17 protein-coding genes are annotated in these 20227 nt (G+C 68.3%); 7 read left to right on the forward strand and 10 right to left on the reverse strand.

Features of this window, described 5'->3' with window-relative positions; translation table 11 throughout:
• Positions 1 to 130 precede the first annotated feature (130 nt).
• The 6 genes from ACVCL3_RS13975 (at position 131) to ACVCL3_RS14000 (ending at position 5867) form a co-directional block, all read left to right on the forward strand.
• A complete protein-coding gene (locus ACVCL3_RS13975; RefSeq protein WP_447101534.1) occupies positions 131 to 1408 on the forward strand; it encodes an APC family permease in 1278 nt (425 codons plus the stop codon).
• Positions 1408 to 2580: a DmpA family aminopeptidase gene (locus ACVCL3_RS13980; RefSeq protein WP_447098082.1), complete on the forward strand. Its 1173-nt coding sequence runs from the start codon at positions 1408 to 1410 to the stop codon at positions 2578 to 2580. Before ACVCL3_RS13975 ends, ACVCL3_RS13980 begins: the two co-directional genes overlap by 1 nt.
• Before the next feature lie 63 nt (positions 2581 to 2643).
• Positions 2644 to 3243 (forward strand): anthranilate synthase component II, encoded by a 600-nt coding sequence (locus tag ACVCL3_RS13985; RefSeq protein ID WP_447099712.1) that lies wholly within the window; start codon positions 2644 to 2646, stop codon positions 3241 to 3243.
• Positions 3240 to 4289: an anthranilate phosphoribosyltransferase gene (trpD, locus tag ACVCL3_RS13990; RefSeq protein WP_447098114.1), complete on the forward strand. Its 1050-nt coding sequence runs from the start codon at positions 3240 to 3242 to the stop codon at positions 4287 to 4289. The genes ACVCL3_RS13985 and trpD overlap by 4 nt, the downstream gene beginning before the upstream one ends.
• Before the next feature lie 70 nt (positions 4290 to 4359).
• Positions 4360 to 5154, forward strand: a complete 795-nt coding sequence (trpC, locus tag ACVCL3_RS13995; protein WP_395120148.1) for an indole-3-glycerol phosphate synthase TrpC — start codon at positions 4360 to 4362, stop codon at positions 5152 to 5154.
• On the forward strand, positions 5151 to 5867 hold the full coding sequence (locus tag ACVCL3_RS14000; protein WP_447099713.1) for an HAD family hydrolase: 717 nt from the start codon (positions 5151 to 5153) through the stop codon (positions 5865 to 5867). Before trpC ends, ACVCL3_RS14000 begins: the two co-directional genes overlap by 4 nt.
• An 83-nt stretch (positions 5868 to 5950) precedes the next feature.
• On the opposite strand, the gene ACVCL3_RS14005 is transcribed toward ACVCL3_RS14000, so the two are convergent.
• Together ACVCL3_RS14005 and crp are read right to left on the reverse strand one after the other, a co-directional pair.
• Positions 5951 to 6688, reverse strand: coding sequence for a sulfite exporter TauE/SafE family protein (locus ACVCL3_RS14005; RefSeq protein ID WP_447099714.1), 738 nt, complete (start codon positions 6686 to 6688; stop codon positions 5951 to 5953).
• Positions 6689 to 6782: 94 nt separating this feature from the next.
• On the reverse strand, positions 6783 to 7397 hold the full coding sequence (gene crp / locus ACVCL3_RS14010) for a cAMP-activated global transcriptional regulator CRP (RefSeq protein WP_395136028.1): 615 nt from the start codon (positions 7395 to 7397) through the stop codon (positions 6783 to 6785).
• A 372-nt stretch (positions 7398 to 7769) separates the two neighbouring features.
• On the opposite strand from crp, the gene speD reads away from it, so the two are divergent.
• Positions 7770 to 8555 (forward strand): adenosylmethionine decarboxylase, encoded by a 786-nt coding sequence (gene speD, locus ACVCL3_RS14015; RefSeq protein ID WP_136258246.1) that lies wholly within the window; start codon positions 7770 to 7772, stop codon positions 8553 to 8555.
• 210 nt (positions 8556 to 8765) lie between these two features.
• Here speD and ACVCL3_RS14020 read toward each other — a convergent pair whose 3' ends face one another.
• The 8 genes from ACVCL3_RS14020 to ACVCL3_RS14055 all read right to left on the reverse strand — a co-directional run bounded on the left by ACVCL3_RS14020 (position 8766) and on the right by ACVCL3_RS14055 (position 20117).
• Positions 8766 to 9683, reverse strand: a complete 918-nt coding sequence (locus tag ACVCL3_RS14020; protein ID WP_395120145.1) for a branched-chain amino acid transaminase — start codon at positions 9681 to 9683, stop codon at positions 8766 to 8768.
• 54 nt (positions 9684 to 9737) lie between these two features.
• On the reverse strand, positions 9738 to 10307 hold the full coding sequence (locus ACVCL3_RS14025; protein ID WP_447099715.1) for a DUF4124 domain-containing protein: 570 nt from the start codon (positions 10305 to 10307) through the stop codon (positions 9738 to 9740).
• 160 nt (positions 10308 to 10467) lie between these two features.
• Positions 10468 to 11292, reverse strand: a complete 825-nt coding sequence (gene metF / locus ACVCL3_RS14030; RefSeq protein WP_447098118.1) for a methylenetetrahydrofolate reductase [NAD(P)H] — start codon at positions 11290 to 11292, stop codon at positions 10468 to 10470.
• 76 nt (positions 11293 to 11368) lie between these two features.
• The gene (locus ACVCL3_RS14035; protein WP_447099716.1) at positions 11369 to 12616 is read right to left on the reverse strand and encodes a carboxylate--amine ligase; all 1248 of its coding nucleotides are present in this window, start codon (positions 12614 to 12616) and stop codon (positions 11369 to 11371) included.
• Positions 12617 to 12714: 98 nt separating this feature from the next.
• Positions 12715 to 14409: a thiamine pyrophosphate-binding protein gene (locus ACVCL3_RS14040; RefSeq protein WP_447099717.1), complete on the reverse strand. Its 1695-nt coding sequence runs from the start codon at positions 14407 to 14409 to the stop codon at positions 12715 to 12717.
• The gene (locus tag ACVCL3_RS14045; RefSeq protein WP_447099718.1) at positions 14406 to 15464 is read right to left on the reverse strand and encodes a GNAT family N-acetyltransferase; all 1059 of its coding nucleotides are present in this window, start codon (positions 15462 to 15464) and stop codon (positions 14406 to 14408) included. The genes ACVCL3_RS14040 and ACVCL3_RS14045 overlap by 4 nt, the downstream gene beginning before the upstream one ends.
• A gap of 295 nt (positions 15465 to 15759) precedes the next feature.
• Positions 15760 to 17460: an N-acyl-D-amino-acid deacylase family protein gene (locus ACVCL3_RS14050; protein WP_447099719.1), complete on the reverse strand. Its 1701-nt coding sequence runs from the start codon at positions 17458 to 17460 to the stop codon at positions 15760 to 15762.
• Between the two features lie 116 nt (positions 17461 to 17576).
• On the reverse strand, positions 17577 to 20117 hold the full coding sequence (locus tag ACVCL3_RS14055) for a TonB-dependent receptor (RefSeq protein WP_447099720.1): 2541 nt from the start codon (positions 20115 to 20117) through the stop codon (positions 17577 to 17579).
• Between the last annotated feature and the right edge of the window lie 110 nt (positions 20118 to 20227).

The raw sequence follows: 20227 nt of genomic DNA on the forward strand, positions 1-20227 counted from the left end.
CGCGGCGTCGCGCGCATCGCGGCGATGCCTGATCCCGCCACCTCCGGAATCGCTCTTGAACCAGTCGCCGATCTCAATCACCCCCGCCCGGCCGGCGACCGTGGAAACTGCCGCCACCGCCCAGCCGCACATGCTGCGCGCGGTCGGGCGCTGGCAACTGGTCGGGCTGTCGGTCAACGACGTGATCGGCAGCGGCATCTACCTGCTGCCGGCAGCGGCTGCCGCGCTGCTGGGGCCGGCCAGCCTGTGGGCCGTGCTGCTGGCGGGCATCGCGGTGAGCCTGCTGGTGCTGTGCTATGCGCAGGCCGCCAGCTACTTCGACCAGGCTGGCGGCAGCTATCTCTATGCGCGCGAGGCGTTCGGGCGCTTCGCCGGATTCGAGGTGGGCTGGATGCTGCTGCTGACTCGCATCGCCAGCGCCGCGGCGCTGAGCAACGGCCTGGCCGATGCGGTCACGCATTTCTGGCCGGCGGCGGGCGACGGCAATGTGCGCGTGCTGATCGTGGTCGGCTCGCTGGCGGCGCTGACCGGCATCAACGTGATCGGCGTGCGTGCCGCGGCGCGTACCGGAGTCACCCTGGCGATCGCCAAGTTCCTGCCGCTGGCGATGTTCGTGCTCATTGGTGCGTTTTTCGTCGACCTGGGCCAGGCCTCGCCGCTGGCGGTGGACTCGATCCCGATGGACGACCTGGCCAAGGGCGCCCTGTTGTTGCTGTTCGCCTATGCCGGGTTCGAGAACATGCCCGCGGCAGCCGCCGAATATCGCAACCCGCAGCGCGACGTGCCGTTCGCGATGCTGACCATGATCGCGATCGTCACCGCGACCTACGTGGCGGTGCAGTGGGTGGCGCTGGGTACGCTGCCGGGGCTGGCCGCGTCCAGCACGCCGCTGGCCGATGCCTCGGCGCGCTTCGGCGGCATGTGGCTGGCGCTGGTACTGACCGTCGGCGCGGCCGTTTCCATTCTCGGTACCAACAGCAACACGATCATGTTCGGCCCGCGCTACCTGCTCGCGCTCGCCGACGACGGCGTGGGTCCGGCCGCGCTCACGCGCATCCATCCGCGCTTCCGCACGCCGGCGGTGGCCATCGTCACGGTGGGCGTGCTGTCGGTGATCCTGGCGCTGTCCGGTTCGTTCGTGCAGCTGGCGCTGCTCTCCGTGGTGGCGCGGCTGTTCGGCTATCTCGCCACGGCGGTCGCGGTGCTGGTGCTGCGCAGGCGCCACGGCCAGCGCGAGGGCGCCATGCGGCTGCCCGGCGGGCCGCTGATCCCGCTCGCCGCGACGGCGTTGTCGCTGGGCCTGCTGGCCAGCGCCGGCGTTGCCAACCTGGTCGCCGCCGCCATCGCGCTGCTGATCGGCGCGCTGATCTACCGCTTCTGGCGACGGCCACGGCGCGAGGCGGGCTGATGGGTCGCCGCGCCATCGCGATGGCACTCGGCTTGCTGGCCTGCCTGCCGGCATTCGGTCAGCAGCGCGACCTGCGTGACTACGGCGTCGCCATCGGCGTGCTGCCGCCCGGCGCCCTGAACGCCATCACCGACGTGCCCGGCGTCGAAGTGGGCCAGAAGACGCTGATCCGTGGCGACGACGTGCGCACCGGCGTCACCGCGATCCTGCCGCACGCGGGCAACCTCTTCCAGCACAAGGTGCCGGCGGCGGTGTACGTGGGCAACGGTTTCGGCAAGCTCGCCGGCAGCACCCAGATCGACGAACTCGGCAACCTCGAAACGCCGATCGTGCTGACCAACACGCTGAGCGTGCCGGTGGCCGCTGCGGCGCTGATCGAGCACGCGCTCGCCAACCCCGAAAATCGCGAGGTGCTGTCGGTCAATCCGGTGGTGGGGGAAACCAACGACGGCTATCTCAACGACATCCGCGGTCGCCACGTCGCCGTGCGCGACGTGCTGCAGGCGATCGCATCGGCAAGCGGCGGCAAGGTCGCGCAGGGCAACGTCGGCGCCGGCACCGGCACCGTCGCGTTCGGCTTCAAGGGCGGCATCGGCACCTCCTCGCGCAAGCTGCCTGACCGTCTGGGCGGCTATGCCGTCGGCGTGCTGGTGCAGACCAACTTCGGCGGCACCCTGACCGTGGCCGGCGTCCCGGTCGGCAAGCTGCTGCACAAGTATTACCTCAGCGACGCATTGAACGACTCGCCCGACGGCTCGTGCATGATCGTGGTGGCCACCGACGCCCCGCTGGATGCGCGCAACCTGAAACGGCTGGCGAAACGCGCGATCCTCGGCCTCGCCCGCAGCGGCGGCATCGCGTCCAACGGCAGCGGCGACTACGTGATCGCCTTCTCCACCTACGCGGCGAACCGCGTGCCGTACGCCGCCGAACAGTCCGTGCGCCAGGTTGCCGTGCTGCGCAACGACGCCATGTCGCCGCTGTTCATGGCCGCCATCGAGGCGACCGAAGAAGCCATCATCAACTCCCTGTTCCACGCCGGCGACATGCGCGGCTGGCAAGGCCACCAGGTGCAGGCACTGCCCGTAGATGGGGTGCTGCGCCTGCTGCGGGAGCACGGCTATCCGCTCTCGCACCCCGCTCCGGCGCCGACCGACGCGCATCCGCGCTGACCGGCCGCGGTTGTCCCGCTATCATGGGCGTCTCTGGGTATGTCCGCGGCGGCAGAGCACACCATGCTCCTGATGATCGACAACTACGACAGCTTCACCTTCAACCTCGTGCAGTATCTGGGCGAGCTGGGCCAGGAGGTGAGGGTGGTGCGCAACGATGCGCTCACCGTGGCCGGCATCCGCGCGCTGAAGCCCTCGCACATCATGATTTCCCCGGGGCCGGGCACGCCGGACGATGCGGGGGTGTCGCTGGACGTGCTGCGCGAGCTGGCCGGGGAGATCCCGGTGTTCGGGGTATGCCTGGGCCACCAGGCGATCGGCCAGGCGTTCGGCGGCAAGGTGATTCGCGCGAAGAAGATCATGCACGGCAAGACCTCGCCGATGATCCATCGCGGCCAGGGCGTGTTCGCCGGCCTGCCCAATCCGTTCGAGGCCACGCGCTACCACTCGCTGGTGGTGGAGCAGGCCTCGCTGCCGGATTGCCTGGAAGTCACCGCGTGGACGGAAAACCCGGACGGCTCGATCGACGAGATCATGGGCCTGCGCCACAAGACCCTGCCGGTGGAGGGCGTGCAGTTCCATCCCGAATCGATCCTGACCCGGCACGGCCACGACCTGCTGGCCAACTTCCTCGGCCTGCCGCGGCGGAAGCTGGCGGCATGAGCATGGTCGGCATCACGCCGCAGGAAGCGCTGCAGCGCACGATCGAGCACCGCGAGATCTTCCACGACGAGATGATCTCGCTGATGCGCCAGATCATGCGCGGCGAGGTGAGCCCGCTGATGACCGCGGCGATCATCACCGGCCTGCGCGTGAAAAAGGAAACCGTGGGCGAGATCACCGGCGCGGCGCGGGTGATGCGCGAGCTGGCCGCGCCGGTGCCGGTGATCGGCGACGATGCGCACCTGCTCGACATCGTCGGCACCGGTGGCGACGGCGCGTGCAGCTTCAACATTTCCACCGCGTCGATGTTCGTGGCCGCGGCGGCCGGTGCGCGCATCGCCAAGCACGGCGGGCGCAGCGTGTCGTCGAAGTCCGGCAGCGCCGACGTGCTGGAGGCGCTGGGCGCGTCGATCGACCTGGCGCCGGCGCAGGTCGCCGCGTGCCTGGCCGAGACCGGCATCGGCTTCATGTTCGCGCCCAACCACCATCCGGCGATGAAGGTGGTGGCGCCGGTGCGCGGCGAGATGGGCGTGCGCACGCTGTTCAACATTCTCGGCCCGCTGACCAATCCGGCCGGCGCGCCGAACATCCTGATGGGCGTGTTCCACCCGGACCTGGTCGGCATCCAGATCCGCGTGCTGCAGGCGCTGGGCGCGCGCAGGGCGCTGGTGGTGTGGGGCCGCGACGGCATGGACGAGATTTCGCTGGGCGCGGCCACCATGGTCGGCGAACTGCGCGACGGCGTGGTGCGCGAGTACGAGGTGGAGCCGGAGGATTTCGGCCTGGCGATGGCCTCCAGCCGCAACCTGCGGGTGGAGGACGCCGGCGAATCGAAGGCGATGCTGCTGGGTGCGCTGCACGGCGAACCCGGCGTGCCGCACGACATCGTGTGCCTGAACGCCGGCGCGGCCTTGTATGCTGCCGACGTGGTCGAGGACATCGGCGCCGGCATCGAACGCGCCCGTGCGGCGATCGCCAGCGGCGCCGCGCATGCGAAAATGCAGGCCTTCGTGGCCGCCACGCGACGTCTGGCGGGAGTCCCGTAAACACGGTGCGGTTACACCACGCGTCGTGGCCGACTACGATGCACCCGTCACCCCACCCGAGCGAGATGCCATGACCGACATCCTCAATCGCATCCTGGCGCGCAAGGCCGAAGAAGTCGCCGAGCGCCGCAGCAAGGTCCCGCTGGCCGAGCTGAGCGCGCGCATCGCCGACCTGCCGGACACGCGCGGCTTCGCCGCTGCCATCGAGGCGAAGATCGAGGCTGGCTTGCCCGCGGTGATCGCCGAGGTGAAGAAGGCCAGCCCCAGCAAGGGCGTGATCCGCGCCGATTTCGATCCCGCCGCGATCGCGCGCAGTTACGAGAAGGCCGGCGCGGCCTGCCTGTCGGTGCTCACCGACGCCGATTTCTTCCAGGGCAGCGAGGCGTTCCTGCAGCAGGCGCGCAAGGCCTGTTCGCTGCCGCTGCTGCGCAAGGATTTCATCATCGACCCCTACCAGGTGCACGAGGCGCGCGCGATCGGCGCCGACTGCATCCTGCTGATCGTCTCCGCGCTGGACGACGACGAGCTGCTGCCGCTGGCGCTGCTCGCCGCCGAGCTCGACCTGGACGTGCTGTGCGAAGTGCACGACGAGGACGAGATGGAGCGCGCGCTGGCGCTGCCGGTGCCGCTGATCGGCGTCAACAACCGCAACCTGCGCAATTTCGAGACCGCGCTGGAAACCTCGCTGGCGCTGCAGGAACTGATCGAATACGACCGCGTGCTGGTTGCCGAATCCGGCATCCACACGCCCGAAGACGTGGCTCGCCTGCGCGCGGGCGGCGTGCAGGCGTTCCTGGTCGGCGAGGCGTTCATGCGCGCCGAGGACCCGGGCCGCGAACTGCGACGGTTGTTCGCCAACGCATGAGCGCCCCCGTCGAACCTGCCACGGCCGCGCCGGGGGATGACGCGGTCGCCGCGCCGTGCGAGAACACGCCGCGCGTGGTGCTGTTCGACTTCGATGGGGTGCTGATCCACGGCGATTCCTTCGCCCTGTTCGTGCGCAGCCGCTATGCCGGCTCGGCATGGCGCAAGGGCGTGGCCTTGCTGGCCTCGCCGTTGTTGCTGCTGACGTGGCCGCTGTCGCGCCGCCTGCCGCTGTACCTGCTGGTGCGGATCGCCTTGCTGGGCCTGCGCGAGCCGCGATACCGGGTGGCCGCCGATGCCTTCGCTGGCGTGCTGGCGCGACGCCCGAAGCAATTCTGCCGCGAAGGACTGAGCCGGCTGCGCCGGCATCAGGCGCAAGGCGATCGGGTGATCGTGGTGACCGGCTGCGAAGAGACGCTGGCGACCGGCATCCTGCGCGAACTGGGGCTGGCCGGCGTGGAAGTGGTCGCCTCGCAACTGCGCCCCGGCTGGCTGGGCCTGCGCCCGCGCCGGCACAACGTGGGCCGGCGCAAGGTGCAGTCGCTGGCCGAGCACGGCGTCGCCGCCTGGCACGTGGCCTACGGCGATTCGATGCACGATGTGGCGATGCTCAGGCAGGCCACCGAGGCGGTGCTGGTCAACGGCACGCCGAAACTGTGCAAGAAGGTGGAGAAGGCACTCGGCCGCACGCTGACCCGCGTCGAGTGGTTGTGAAGGCCGGAGTTCGGCGCGCGTAGGGCGGGCACCGCCCGCCGGCTCGTGCTCAATGGGATGAAACATGGCGGGCGGTGCCCGCCCTACGCGTGCAGCAGCTGCACCAGGCTGATCGCCACGATCAAGGTGCCCACCGCGGCCATCACCGCGCGTTCGGGCAGGTGGCGCACCAGCCAGGCGGCAAACGGCGCGGCCAGGACGCCGCCGGTGAGCAGGCCGAGCACGATCGGCCAGTGGCCGATGCCGACGTGCCACACCAGGGTGGCGGAGATCGACGTGGTCACCACGAACTCCGCCGCGTTGACCGAGCCGATCGTCCGGCGCACGCCACCGCCGCGGGCGATCAGCGTGCTGGTGGCCAGTGGCCCCCAGCCGCCGCCACCGATCGCGTCGAGCAGGCCGGCGAAGAAGCCAAGCACGCCGGTGTGCTGCACCCGATGCCGGCTCAGCCGCTTGCCGAACGCGCGCAACAGGACCATCGCGCCGAGAACCAGCAGGTAGGCGTTGATGAACGGGCGGATCGTCTCGCCGGGCACGCTGGCGAGGAAGGTGGCGCCGAGCACGCCGCCGATCGCCCCGGGTATCGCCAACTGCCAGAACAGCGGCCAGCGCACGTTGCCGAACCATGCGTGCGAGGCGCCGGAAGCGCAGGTGGTGGCGATCTCGGCGGTGTGCACGGTGGCGCTGGCGACCGCCGGCGGCAGCCCCAGCGCCAGCAGGATCGAATTGGATACCAGCCCGTAGGCCATGCCCAGCGCCCCGTCCACCACCTGGGCGAGCAGACCGATGCCGACGAAGAGGAAGAACTGATCGAAATCCAAGCGCCGTCTCGCAGCCGGGGCGGGAGACCATGCTCGACTGGCGGCCGTAAAAACCCGGTTCAGGCGAACCGGTGGCGGTGCCGGCCGGGCGTGGTCAGCGGGTGCCGCGGATCACGATGGTCTTGCCGGAGACGTCGATCATGCGCTGCTCTTCGAGCTGCTTGAGCACGCGGCCGACCATCTCGCGCGAGCAGCCCACGATGCGGCTCACTTCCTGGCGCGAGATGCGGATCTGCGTGCCGTCCGGGTGGGTCATCGCGTCGGGCTCGTCGCACAGGTCGAGCAGGGTGCGCGAGATGCGGTTGGTGACGTCCATGAACGCCATGCGGCTGACCTGGCGCGAGGTGCGCAGCAGGCGATTGGTGAGTTGGGCACCGATCGCGAACAGGATCTTGGGGCACTCCTCGCGCAGCGGGCCTTCCATCAGCTGGAACAGCCGCTCGTAGCTGACCTCGGCCATCTCGCACGGCGTGCGCGAGCGCACCACCGACTCGCGCTGGGCCTGCTCCACGAACAGGCCCATCTCGCCGATGAACTGGCCGCGGCTGATGTAGGCGAGGATCAATTCGCGGCCCTGCTCGTCCTCGGTGCATACCGCCAGCGAACCCTCGACCACGTAGTACAGCGTGTTGGCCGGATCGCCGGGACGGATGATCGCGGTCTTGCCCGGGTAGCGCCGGCGGTGGCAGAGCGCCAGGAAGCGCTCCATCGAGGCGGGGTCGGGGGCGAAGCCCAGTGGGGCCTGCGAGCGTTCGAAGGCCTGTTGCAACTGGTATTTCAGGTGTGGGGCCACGTCGACTCCTCAGGTCAGGCAAGGTTCTGCGGCGCTTGTCGCCTCCGCGGCAAGCGTGACCGCAATCACGTCAGCTTGTCCCGCATTATGGCAAACATGCCGATTGGCTGCAGGTTCATTTCCTGACGCGTTTGCCGCATACTTCGCGGTCTTTCGACAGCGGCAACGTCGAGAGCATGCCACCAACCAAGGGTCGCAGGCACCAGCCTGTGCTTCACACCAATCGCGGGGACCCTTGTCGCTAACCCGCCTCTACAGCCGGCCGCCATGGCCCATGGAGAGTCGCTCGTGGTCAAACCGCTTCCCCGTCTTCGCCTGCAGGGTTTCAACAACCTGACCAAGGCGCTGAGTTTCAACATCTACGACATCTGCTATGCGGTGTCCGAAGAGCAGCGCCAGCGCTACATCGAATACATCGACGAGCAGTACGACGCCGACCGCCTGACCCAGATCCTCACCGACGTGGCCGAGATCATCGGCGCGAACATCCTCAACATCGCGCGCCAGGACTACGATCCGCAGGGCGCGTCGGTGACCATCCTCATTTCCGAGGAGCCGGTGGTGGAGAAGCTCGGCCGTGATTCGATCGCCGGCGCGGTGGTGGCGCACATGGACAAGAGCCACATCACCGTCCACACCTATCCGGAGACGCATCCGCACAACGGCATCGCCACCTTCCGCGCGGACATCGACGTGGCCACCTGCGGCGTGATCTCGCCGCTGAAGGCGCTGAACTACCTGATCGACAGCTTCGAGTCGGACATCGTGGTGTGCGACTACCGCGTGCGCGGCTTCACCCGCGACGTGAAGGGCAAGAAGCACTTCATCGACCACAAGATCAATTCGGTGCAGGACTACCTGGCGCGGCACATCCGGCAGAAGTACGAGATGTTCGACGTCAACGTGTACCAGGAGAACATGTTCCACACCAAGATGCACATCAAGGACTTCGACCTGGACACCTACCTGTTCGAGTCGCACGCGGACGACCTGTCGTTCAAGGAACGCCAGCGGATCGAGTCGCTGCTCCGGCGCGAGATCGAGGAACTGTTCCACGGTCGCAACCTGATGTGAACCAAGAAAACCCGCCGGAAGGCGGGTTTTTCGTATCAGGCCCGTTTGGGAGGTGCGAGCCGAAGATCCCTTCTCCCTTCGGGAGAAGGTGGCGCGCAGCGCCGGATGAGGGTGCGGGGCGCCGCGTTGAATACCACAAGGAACGCTGCCGCAGCGCGCTCCGCCCGTACCCTCTCCCCAACCCCTCTCCCACGGGGAGAGGGGCTTCCCTCAGACCTGTTCCAGCCAGCCCCACTTGTCGTGGGTGCGGCCGTCGAACAGGCCGAAGAACAGCTCCTGCAGGCGCAGCGTGACGCGACCGGCCTTGCCGGCGCCGACCTGCTTGCCGTCGACCGAGCGGATCGGGGTGATCTCGGCGGCGGTGCCGCACATCAGCACCTCGTCGGCCAGGTACAGGTACTCGCGCGGGATGTCGCGCTCGACCACCTCGATGCCGTCCTCGCGGGCCAGCGTCTTGAGCGTGTCGCGGGTGATGCCGGCAAGGATCGAGGCGCTGGCCGGCGTGGTGTGCAGCACGCCGTCGAAGACCAGGAACAGGTTCTCGCCGGCGCCTTCGCTGAGCAGGCCGCTGGAGGAGAGCGCGATGCCTTCGCCGAAGCCGAGCCGGCGCGCCTCGCGCGCGATCAGCTGGCCGGAAAGATAATTGCCGCCGGCCTTGGCGCCGGCCGGGATGGTGTTCGGGGCGAAGCGCTGCCAGCTCGACACGCAGGCGTCGATGCCGTTCTGCAGCGCTTCCGGCCCGAGGTACGGGCCCATCGGCCAGGCGGCCACGGCCATGTCGATCGGCGTTTCGGCGGACAGGCCGAAGCCGCCCAGGCCGCGATACGCCACCGGGCGCAGGTAGGACGCGCCGAGCCCGTTCTTGCGGATCACCTCGCGGCAGGCGGCGGCCAGCTCCTCGAACGAGTGCGGCAGCTGCATGTCGTAGATCTTGGCCGACAGGAACAGCCGGTTCAGGTGGTCGGTGAGGCGGAAGATCGCCGCGCCGTCGGGCGTGGCGTAACTGCGGATGCCTTCGAACACCGACGAACCGTAATGCAGCGCGTGCGACATCACGTGGGTAGTGGCTTCGGCCCACGGCTTGATGTGGCCGTTCTGCCAGATCCATTCGGGGTACTGCTGCGCCATGTTCGGTTCTCCATGAAGACTGCACATGATAGCGCGTCGCTGCGGGGGCGGCGTTTACGGCGCGTTGCGCAGCCACAGGCAGCCGGCCTGGCGCACGATGTCGAAACGCCACGTGGAACCCGCGCCGTCGGCGCCGGCGGTGTGCAGCACCAGTTGATCGGGCGCGGCGGTTGCCGCTGGAGCAGGGTCGCCGGCGAGGGGCGGCCAGTTGTCCGGCAGCGCGGCGGCGGATGCCGCGGGAGCGGGCAGGTCGACCTGCAGCAGCGGTTGTTCCATCAGCGTGGTCAGCGCGCGGATGTCGGCGATCGCCGCACCGCGGCCGTAACCGTCCCACAGGATCAGCCCGCCCATGCGGACGCTGTCGCGCCGCGCGAACGCATCGATCACGCTCTGGCGCAGCTCCTCGATGTTGGCGGCACACAGCACCGGCGGCGGCCCGCTCGGCGCGGGGGTATCGGTGGGCGTCGCGGGGTTGACCGGCGTGGCGCGCAGCGCGGCGCACGGCTGGTCGGTGAACACCGCGCCGCCGTTGGCGCCGATGCAACGATGGATCGGCGTCTGCGCCGCCGCGGGGGCGGCGCACGCAAGCAAGGCCAGGCTGAGCAGGGCGACCAGGCGCAACATCCGGTCAGCATAGCCGTCCCGCGGCGCCACGAACGACTTCCCGTTGGCGCATCACCATCGCAGGAGCCTGCTGGCGGGCGATGCTCTTGCTTGCAAATCCCCGCCTCAAAGGCATCGCCCGCCAGCGGGCTCCTGCGGGAGGTTGTGCGCGGTGGTGGTTTCAGGCCAGCTGCTGCAACACCGCCTGCGTGGCGCGGGCGCGGTTGAGCGTGTAGAAGTGCAGCCCCGGCGCGCCGCCGTCGAGCAGGCGACGGCACAGTTGCGCCACCACCTCGGCGCCGAGCTCACGCACCGCATCCGCATCGTCGCCGTGGGCCTGCATGCGCTTGGCGATCCAGCGGGGGATTTCCGCGCCGCACATTTCCGAGAAGCGCCTGAGCTGGCTGTAGTTGGAGATCGGCATGATGCCCGGCACGATCGGCACGTTCACGCCAAGTTTGCGCACGTCGTCGACGAAGCGGAAATACGCATCCGGGTTGAAGAAATACTGGGTGATCGCGCCGTTGGCGCCGGCGTCGATCTTGGCCTTGAAGTGCATGAGGTCGCGCAGCGCGTCGTCGGCCTGCGGATGCGTCTCCGGGTAGGCCGCCACCTCGATGTGGAAATGGTCGCCGCAGTGCCGGCGGATGAAGGCCACCAGTTCGGCGGCGTAGCGGAAGTCGCCCGCCGTGGCCATGCCCGAGGGCATGTCGCCGCGCAACGCCACGATGCGCCGATAGCCCGCCGCGCGGTAGCCGTCGAGCAGCGCGGCGATCTCCGCCCGGGTGCCGCCCATGCACGACAGGTGCGGCGCCACGTTGAGCCCGTGCTGCGTATGCAGCCGCGCCACCGTGTCGCCGGTGTAGCTCAGCGTGGAACCGCCGGCGCCGAAGGTGACCGAGGCGTATTCGGGTCGGTGCGCCTTCAGCGCCTGCGCCGCGCGGTCGAGCTGCGCGCGCTGGTCGTCGGTCTTGGGCGGAAAGAATTCGAAGCTGATCGACGGCATCGCAAGGGTTCCGGGGTCACGGTGCCCGGCAGTATATATCTTCGATTCGCGATGGAGCGATATATGCCGTCCAGGTTCAGTTTGCCGGCGGCTCGTTCGGCGCGGCGGCCGGCGGTACCGGCGCCTCGCTGGGGCCGTGGTGGCGCCCGGTGCGGTGGGTGGCGATGCGCCACGCGCTGGACAGGCCCGGCAGCGGATCGTCGAAACGGAACGTGTGGTAATGCGCGTGCGCCCACTGCCGCAGGATCTTCGACCACGGCTCGCGGGCCTGCCGCGACTGGCCGCGCACGGCGTTGATGTCGCGCTGCAGGTTCACGCAACCGGCGCCGACCACGTAATCCGGCGCGGCGGCATCGACCGGCAGGCCCAGCGCATCCTGCCAGGCCATTTCGCACACGTTGACGCCGCAGCGCGCGGCGAACTCGACATAGGTCCAGGCGCGGGTATTCACCTCGAGGATGCGGAACTGGCCGTCGCGGGCGTCGCGCTTGAACTCGGCGCTGAAGATGCCGCGGTAATCCACCTTCGCCAGCAGCGCGGTCAGGTTGGTCGCCGCCGGTTCGACCTCGGCCAGCGGGATGCTCTCGCAGTACGAGCTGTTGCCGAAGTCGGCCGGGTGGATGCGGAAGCGTCGCCGCGCGAACAGGCCGGTGAAACGTCCCTGCGCGTCGCGGAAGCCGTCCACGAAATAATGGTCGGCGGCGGTGCCGGGCACGTACTCCTGCGCCATCAGGCGGAAGCCCAGGCCGTGCAGGCGCTGCCAGGTTTCCAGCAGCTCCTCGCGGCTGTGTACCCACACGCCCTTGATGCCCAGCACGTCGCTGAACTTCTGCGAGTTGACCGGCTTGATGAAGACGCGGTCGAGCCGCTCGAACGGCATCGCCGCGATGTCCGCCGCGCTGTCGATGCGGTAGGTCGGCGGGTGCGGCATGCCGGTTTCGGCCAGCAGCGCGGCGAAGCGCGACTTGTCCTGCAGCAGCTCCTGCGTCTGCCGCGAGCAGGTGCTGGTGCGGAAGCGCTGGCCCAGCTCGCTCTGCGGCAGATCGGCCAGCCACAGTGCGGCGTCGTCGGCGCCGGCGATCAGCACCGCCTCGTCCAGCGGCAGGTCGCGCAGGTGATCCAGTGCCTGCGGACCGGGCACGCCATCCCACGCCGTCGGGCCGGGCGTGGGTCGGAACCAGCGCGAGCGCGTCACCTGGTCGCCCGCGCGGCAGGCCACGTAGGTCGGGATGCCGGCCAGTTTCAGACAACGCAGGATGCCCAACGCTGTGGGGCCGCAGCCCATCACGATCGCCGGCACGTGCCGCCCGTCCCGCTTGCCCATGGATGTTTCCCCTGATCGCCGCATGCGTGCGCTCGACGCCGCGCCTGTGCGGCCATGCTAGCACCCGCGATGGCCACCGGGCCGCCGCGCGTGGGGGTTCAACGGTGCAGGTGGCGCCACCACCTGCGCAGCCGCGAACCGCGCAGCCGGCTCTTGGCTCGCAGCCAGTGCATCGGTGCGGAATCGCCCACGCGCACCTCGACCAGGGTCACGCCGGGCGCCTCGATCGCCGCGGCCAGGGTGGCCTGCGCATCGCCTTGCAGGCGTACGTGCGTGGCACCGACGGCCGCGGCCAGGGCGGCGACGTCGACGCTGTCGAACTCGGTGCCGTACGCATGGCCCGAGCCGGCCAGTTGCTGCATGCGGATCAGGCCGTAGGCACCGTCGACGAACACGATCACGGTCAGCCGCAGCCGTTCGCGCACCGCAGTGAGCAGCTCCAGCCCGGACATCGCCAGGCCGCCGTCGCCGACCAGCGCCACCACCGGCCGCGCCGGATCGGCCAGGCAGGCGCCGATCGCGGCGCCGATGCCGAAGCCCATCGACTGCAGGTTGGTCGGCACGATCAGGCCGCGCGGGCACAGCACCGGGAAGTGGCGGCGCGCCAGCCCCTGGTGCTGGCCGGAGTCGGTGAGCAGGCAGCCGTGCCGTGGCAGCGCCTGGCGCAGCGCGGCGAAGAACGCCTGCGGCTGGCCGCCGTCCACGCCGTGGATGCGCGGCTCGACCCGCCGCCGGTCGCGCTCGTCGTCGGCGCGCCGCCGCCACTGCGCGATCTCGTCGTGGCTGAAGCCGGCATGGCCAGGCTTGGTCTGCAGCCGTTGCAGGAGGGCGGCCAGGAAGGTCGCCGCGTCCGCGCATATCGCGTGGCGCGCGGGATAGTTGGCGCCCAGCACGGCGGCGCTGGCGTCGACGTGGATGAGTTTTTCCGGCGGCAGCCGCAGCTCGAAGCCGCGGCTGCCGTTGTGCGAGAACTTGCAGCCGATCGCCAGCACCGCGCCGCTGGCCTCGACCAGCGCGTTCAGCGTGCCGCACTCGTTGCCGGCGAACGCGAAGCCGAGCGACAGCGGGTGATCCTCGGCCACCACGCCGCGCCCCGAGGTGGTGGTGACCACTGCGGCGGACAGCGTTTCGGCCAGCTGCGTGGCCAACCCGGCCGCGGCGGCGCAGCCCTGGCCGAGCAGCAGCATGCAGCGACCGGCCTGGCGCAGCGTGGCCAGCACGGCGTCGAGTGCGGCCTCGTCGAGCGGTGGCGGCGAAGGAAGCGCGACATCTGCCAGCGGCGCCGCTTCGCGCAATGCATCGCTCGCGAACTGCACCAGCACCGGACCGGGTTCGCCGGCGCCGGCCTGTGCGTGTGCCGCGAGCAACGCGGGGGCGATCCCGGTGGCATGGTCGACGTGGTACTGGCCCTTGCTCAGCGGGCCGGCGATCGCCGCCTGGTCCAGCGCCTGCAGCTGGAACTGCTGTCCGGGCGAGCGTGCCGGCTGCATGGTGAGGTGCAGCAGCGCGGCCGAATCCAGCGCCGCCTCCGCCAGCCCGGTCAGTGCCCAGGTGAAGCCCGGGCCGGGAATCGTCAGCAAGGCGGCGATCCGCCCCGAGGCGCGGTAGTAGCCGTTGGCCATCATCGCTGCCGACAACTCGTGGGTGGCCACGACACTGCGCAGCGGCGCGCGGCGCAGCGCCTCGTACAGACCCGTGGTCTGCGTGCCGGGCAGGCCGAACACGCAGTCGACGCCGGCGCGCGTCAGCGTGGCGCAGACCAGTTCGGCCCCGGAAACCACGGGCTCGCTCATTCGGCCATGCCGGTGGAGCGGCGCAGGGCACGGTGCACGCCGCGGCGGGCGCGCTGCGGCAGCGTGGTTGCCCAGTCGCCGAGGCGGAAGCGGATGTCGTCGGCACGCGAGACCTCCAGGCACAGCGACAGCTCGCCGCCCATCTGCGACTTGAAAGTCGTGACGGGGTTGAGTTCGGCGTCGGTCAGGTCGTTGGCGCGGTAGCCCTCGGCGGCCAGGTGTTCCAGCGCGCGCCAGCGCAGGAACGCCGACGCGCCCAGGCTCAGCAACGCAGCCTCGGCGCCGGCGCAGACGGTGTGGCTGACCGGGTGCGGCCCGGTCAGCACCAGCTGGCTGGCGGCCACGCGGCCGTCGGGCATCCGTGCGTGGTAGAGCCGGCCCAGGTTGCGTTCGCGCAGGGTTTTCACGAAGCGGCGGAACGCCTCGCGCGGCAGGTACAGCGGCGCACCCTTGCGCTCGTGGGTCTGCAGGTGCAGGTGGTGGAAGGCGTCGAAGTCGTCGTCCATGCTCAGTTGCAGGCCCTGCTCGGTGCAGCGCCCGATCAGCCGGCGATGGTTCTTGTCCACCCGCGTCCATGCGCTGGCGAGGTCGCTGATGTCTACCACATAAGTGTAGGTCGGCTGCACGCTCCAGCCGCGCGACTGGAACGTGCGCAGGTCGGTGCAGGTGGAGCGGCTCTTGAAGCGCAGCCGCCCCAGCGGCAGGCGCGCGAGCGCGTGCTCCAGCGCATCCATGGTCTGCAGCCGGCGCGAGGTGGCAGTGGCCGGGCAGCTGCAGGCATGCGGCACCAGCACCAGGCCGTTGTAGTAGAGCAGCCGCCGCGGCGACACGAAGGCGCCGCGGCGGTCGCTGCATTCGAACAGCGCGATGCCGCCCACGATGTGGTCGTCGCGCTCGGCGGCGAGCACGCGGTAGCGGCCGCCGGTGGCGGCGCACAGCGCGTCGAGATACTCGGGCAGCGAATACACGCTGCCATCGGGGGAGGCGGCGACCGCGGCGACCCAGCGCGGATAATCCGCGGGATCGAGTATGCGGGTTGTCGGTAGCGTGGCCATCGTCGCGCGTCCTTTTCGCTGGAGAGAGCGTCAGCGAGGCGCCTGTCGAGGCGCCGTTCCACCGTTGAGGGTTCCCCTGCGAACCTCCCGGCGGCTGTCTGCTCGCCCGCCGGTGCGCCATCCTAGGCCACCGCACGGCTTGCGTGCAAAGCCCTCCGGCAGCCGGCTGCGCCGCCATGCGCGTACGGTGCCAACAAGAGAGCGGCCCGAAGGCCGCTTGAAGGGTGGGGTGCAGGGAGTTGCCGAATCAGCTCTTGCCACCGAAACCCCAGTACCCGTTCCTTTCGGAATTCGGCTATCTGCCGGAGTAAGCCGGACCGCGCAATACCACTCCCGGCAGCGCGTCCGTCATCTTGCCGCCATCGATCACCGGGACCCCGTTGACCAGCACATATTGCATCCCGACCGACAGCTGGTTCGGGTCGGTGAAGGTGGCGACATCGCGGATCGCAGCCGGGTCGAACACGACGATGTCTGCCCACATGCCTTGCTTGAGCACGCCGCGATCCGGCAGATGCACACGCTGGGCCGCCAATGCGCTGAACTTGCGGATGGCGTCCGGAAGCGTGAGCAGCTTCTGCTCGCGCACGTACCTGGCGAGAATGCGCGGAAAGGTGCCGTAGGCGCGTGGGTGCGGACGATCCTTGCCGAGCAGGCCATCCGGCGAGGTTCCCTCATAGTCCGTGTCGATCGAAACCCACGGCTGCTTCAGCGCCAGCTCGACATCGGACTCCTGCATGCCGAACACCACCGAACTGGTGGCGGCGTTGTCCTTGATCAGGAAGTCGCAGATCGTGTCGATCGGATCCTCGTGCCACTCCGCTGCAATCTCACTGACCCGCTTGCCGACGTACTTCTGCAACGCCTTGTTGTTGACGCTGCCGATCATGATGCCGTGCGCCTGCTCGATGGCCGCGAGCCACTCATTGTCCCAGGCATCGCTGGGAGTGAGCATGTCCTTGCGGATGCGCGCACGCGTGGCCGGATTCTTCAGGCGTTCGATCAGCTTCAGGTTGCCGCCGTCATGGGCCCAGGGCGGGATGAAGGCCGACAGATCGTTCTGCCACGCGGTATAGGCGTAGGTGTCCGCCGCCACGTCGACGCCGCTGGCACGAGCCGCGTCGATGCGCGCGATCACCCGTGCCATCTTGCCCTTGAGATTGCCGGTGGCCTTGAGATGGAAAATCTCCACCGGAATATCCGCCTCGCGGCCGATCCGGAAGGTTTCGTCCAGCGCAGCCATCTCGGCATCGCCCTCGTTGCGCATGTGGGTCGCGTAAATGCCGCCATGGCGTGCGGCAACCTTCGCCAGGGCGATCAACTCGTCGGTTCCGGCGTAAGGCGCCGGCGTGTACTCCAGCGCCGTGGACAGCCCCAGCGCACCTTGCTTCATCGCTTCCGCGACCAGCGCCTGCATCTTCTTCAACTCGTCCGGCGTGGGTGCGCGATTCTCGTAGCCAATGACCATCTCGCGCACTGAAGTGGCGCCCACGTACGTGCCTACGTTGATACCCATGCCTTGCTTTTGCAGGCGCGCGAAATATTGTTCGAACGTGCGCCAGTCCGGCATTATCCGATAATGCGCGTACGCCGCCTGGCGTTGCCTGATCATCTCGGCGTCGAGCGGCGCCACCGATTCGCCTTCTCCGGTGATCTCGGTGGTGATGCCCTGGAAGATCTTCGACGGCACATGCGGATCGACCAGCATGGTGATTTCCGATTGACCAAGCATGTCGATGAATCCCGGCGCCACGACCAGGCCGTGGGCGTCGATCACCTGCCTGGCATGCGCGTCGGCGAGGTTGCCGATCGCGGCGATGCGACCATCCTTCACGGCGATATCGGCCGCGTACCAGGGCGAACCCGTACCGTCGATGATGTGGCCGTTGCGGATGATGGTGTCGTACTCGACGCCGGCAGCCGCAGATGGCATCGCTGTCGACAGCCCGATGGCCGCGACAATCGACATGCAGGCGGTGCGAATGAAGACGGGCATGAACCACTCCCCTCAAAGGGCCATCTGTCGGCGAGGCGTTGCCCGCCATCGGGCGGGCGACGAAAAGCCCTGGCCGACGCCAGGGCTTTCGTCCGGTGCGGCAATCGACCGCTCGACTAGAAATCCTGCTTGAAGCTGATGCCGAACGTGCGCGGCTGGCTGAAGCCCGTGTACACCTGTCCATTCGGGTATTCCGGCACCACGCCGTGCGCACCGCAAACCGTTACCGCACACTCGGAGAACTTGTACAGCGCGGCGCGCTTGTCGAACGCGTTGTTTATATAGGCACTCACCGACCAGTTGTCCCCCTGGAGACCGGCGGAGAGGTCGACCGAATTGTAGGCAGGCAGTCCGCCATAGAGGCTGCGATCGAGCAGGAGCAGGCTCGTCGTGCGGTCCCCCACATGCGTCAATGCGCCCTGGACGAAGCCACTCTTGCTGCCGACATCAAAGGTATAACGCGCGATGAGGTTGCCCTTGAACCGTGGCGTGATGGGCAGGCGGGTGCCCGTTGGTGCCAGCGGCCCGTCCACCGTGTCGCCCGTTTGTGTATTGATCGAGCCGGCCGGACAGTCGGTGACGGGGCGGTTGTTGTTGTCGGTGAATCCGCAGTAGTTGGCGGTCAACTTGGCGTCATACAACGCGATGCCGGCGCTCAGCTGCAGGTTGTAGGTCGCCTGCCAGTTCAGCTGCGACTCCAGTCCGTCGATGCGGGCCGAATTGGCATTGAGGATTTCGGAAATACCGTTCGGACCCGTGATGTCGAACTGGAAATTATCCCAGGTCTCGCGGAACACGGCCCCGTTGAAGGTCAGCCGATTGTCGAACCACGAGGTCTTCCAGCCGAGTTCGAGGTTGGTCAGGAAATCCGCCTGATAGGGCGGCAGCGACGCGTTGCGATTGATGCCACCCGGGCGATAGCCCTCGGACCGGGTGAAATAGACCATGGCATGGGGTGTGGCATGCCAGGTCAGGTTGACCTTGTTGAGCGACCCGCTTTGCTTCACCCGCTTGTTGAAGTCCAGACAGGGCGCGCCCTCGAATGGCTCGGGCGAGATGCAGCCGGCCTCGCCGTAACTCGAGCCGGGGAAATAGCCCTCGCTGAAACCGAAGAAGCCGTAAAAGCTGCCGCTGTCGCGGTAATAGCGCTCGCCGATCGTGCCCGTGAGGACATCGGGGATGAAGTCCCACGACAGTTCGCCGTACACCGACTGGTCGCGATCGTAGCGGACCTGCCGGCTCAGATAGAGGGTGTCCGGCCAGCCGGTAACCGTCAGCGAATCGGCCAGGCCGCTGATCTTGTACTGGTACTGGATATCGTGTTTCAGCTTCTGCCAGAACGCGCCAGCGACCAGACGCAGGCGATCGTCGCTGGGCGAGACAAGACGCAGTTCGTGGCTGTTGTTGGTGTAGTGATCGCGGAAAAACGGATGCTGCGACGGATCGATCAGGTCTCCGCCGTTATCGTAAAAATAGACACCGGAGCCGTACAGGGTGTCGTACCAGAATGAGTAGTCCGTGTAGTCGGACTCCTGCTCCTGGTTGCGCTTGAGGTGCGCGTAGGCATAGGTCGCATCGAAATTGCCGATCTTGCCTTGCACGGTCAGCGCGCCCTGCCACCAGCGATCGTTGTTGCGTTCGGGAAAGAAGTGCGTGACGGCGAGATCGCCCACGCTCGGATCGCTGGAAGATGAACCGTGGGAGATCGTCTGTTGCCCCATCAGCGTCGGGCTGATCGACCAGTTGTCGTTCAGGTCCACTTTCAGCGCGGCGCGTGCGCCCTGGGTGTCGGCTTCGTTGTAGTGCTTGCGGGCGCGTCCGTGGCATTGCAGCAGCACGCCGGGGGTGCAGTCGTCGGCGTTGCTGATGGTAATGCCGGAAGACGGGTAGGTACGCGTGCCGGCCTTGTTGTCGATGTAGCCCGCATCGTGTTCGCGCCAACCCACGAGGCGAATGGCGGCACTCTTGCTGAGCGGAATGTTGACCATGCCCTCGACGGTGGAGCCGATGCCACCGTGTGCAACCTTGTCGGCGCCGAGCGTGTAGTTTGCCGCGAAAGCGCTGGGGTCGGGCGTGTTGGTGATGATGCGCAACGCACCGGCTTCGGCGCTGGCGCCATACAACGTACCCTGGGGTCCGGCCAGCACCTCGATGCGGGCGATGTCGTACATGTGGATGTCGACCGGCCCCTGGATCGTGGTGATCGGCTGGTTGTCGAGGTACACGCCGACGCTCGGCCGCGACCCGGTATAGTCCCCGCCGCTGCCGCTGCTGACACCGCGCATGTAGATGATGGCAAAGCCTTGCGCGCCATTGCCGCCACCGTTGTCCTGAAAGGACACGCTGGGCAGGTACTTCACGTAGTCCTTGAAGTTCTGGACGTGCAGGGCCTCGAGTTGATCCTGTGCCAGCACGTTGATGCTGATCGGCACCTTCTGCAGATCCTCGGTGCGCCTCTGCGCGGTCACCGTGACCGTACCCAGGGTCTTGACCTTTTGCGCTGCCGCCGAGGTCGTCGCGGCCGATGCGGGCTGCTCGGCAACATCCTGGGCGAGCGCTGGTGCCGCCACGGCAAAACTGATCGCCGCCGCGAGCGGCAAGCGCGCCAACATCACCCGCTGCGCCTTGCCACCACACTTGAAATGACCTTTGGACATGATCTGCCACCTCCCCCGTGAGCGTAACGGAGCAACCAAACCTGCCGAGCCTTATCGCAACCTGATGAAATGACCCGTGGGCCTCGCAGGCGCGTCGCCATGGGAACAGG

This window comes from Rhodanobacter sp. UC4437_H4 (assembly GCF_052978425.1).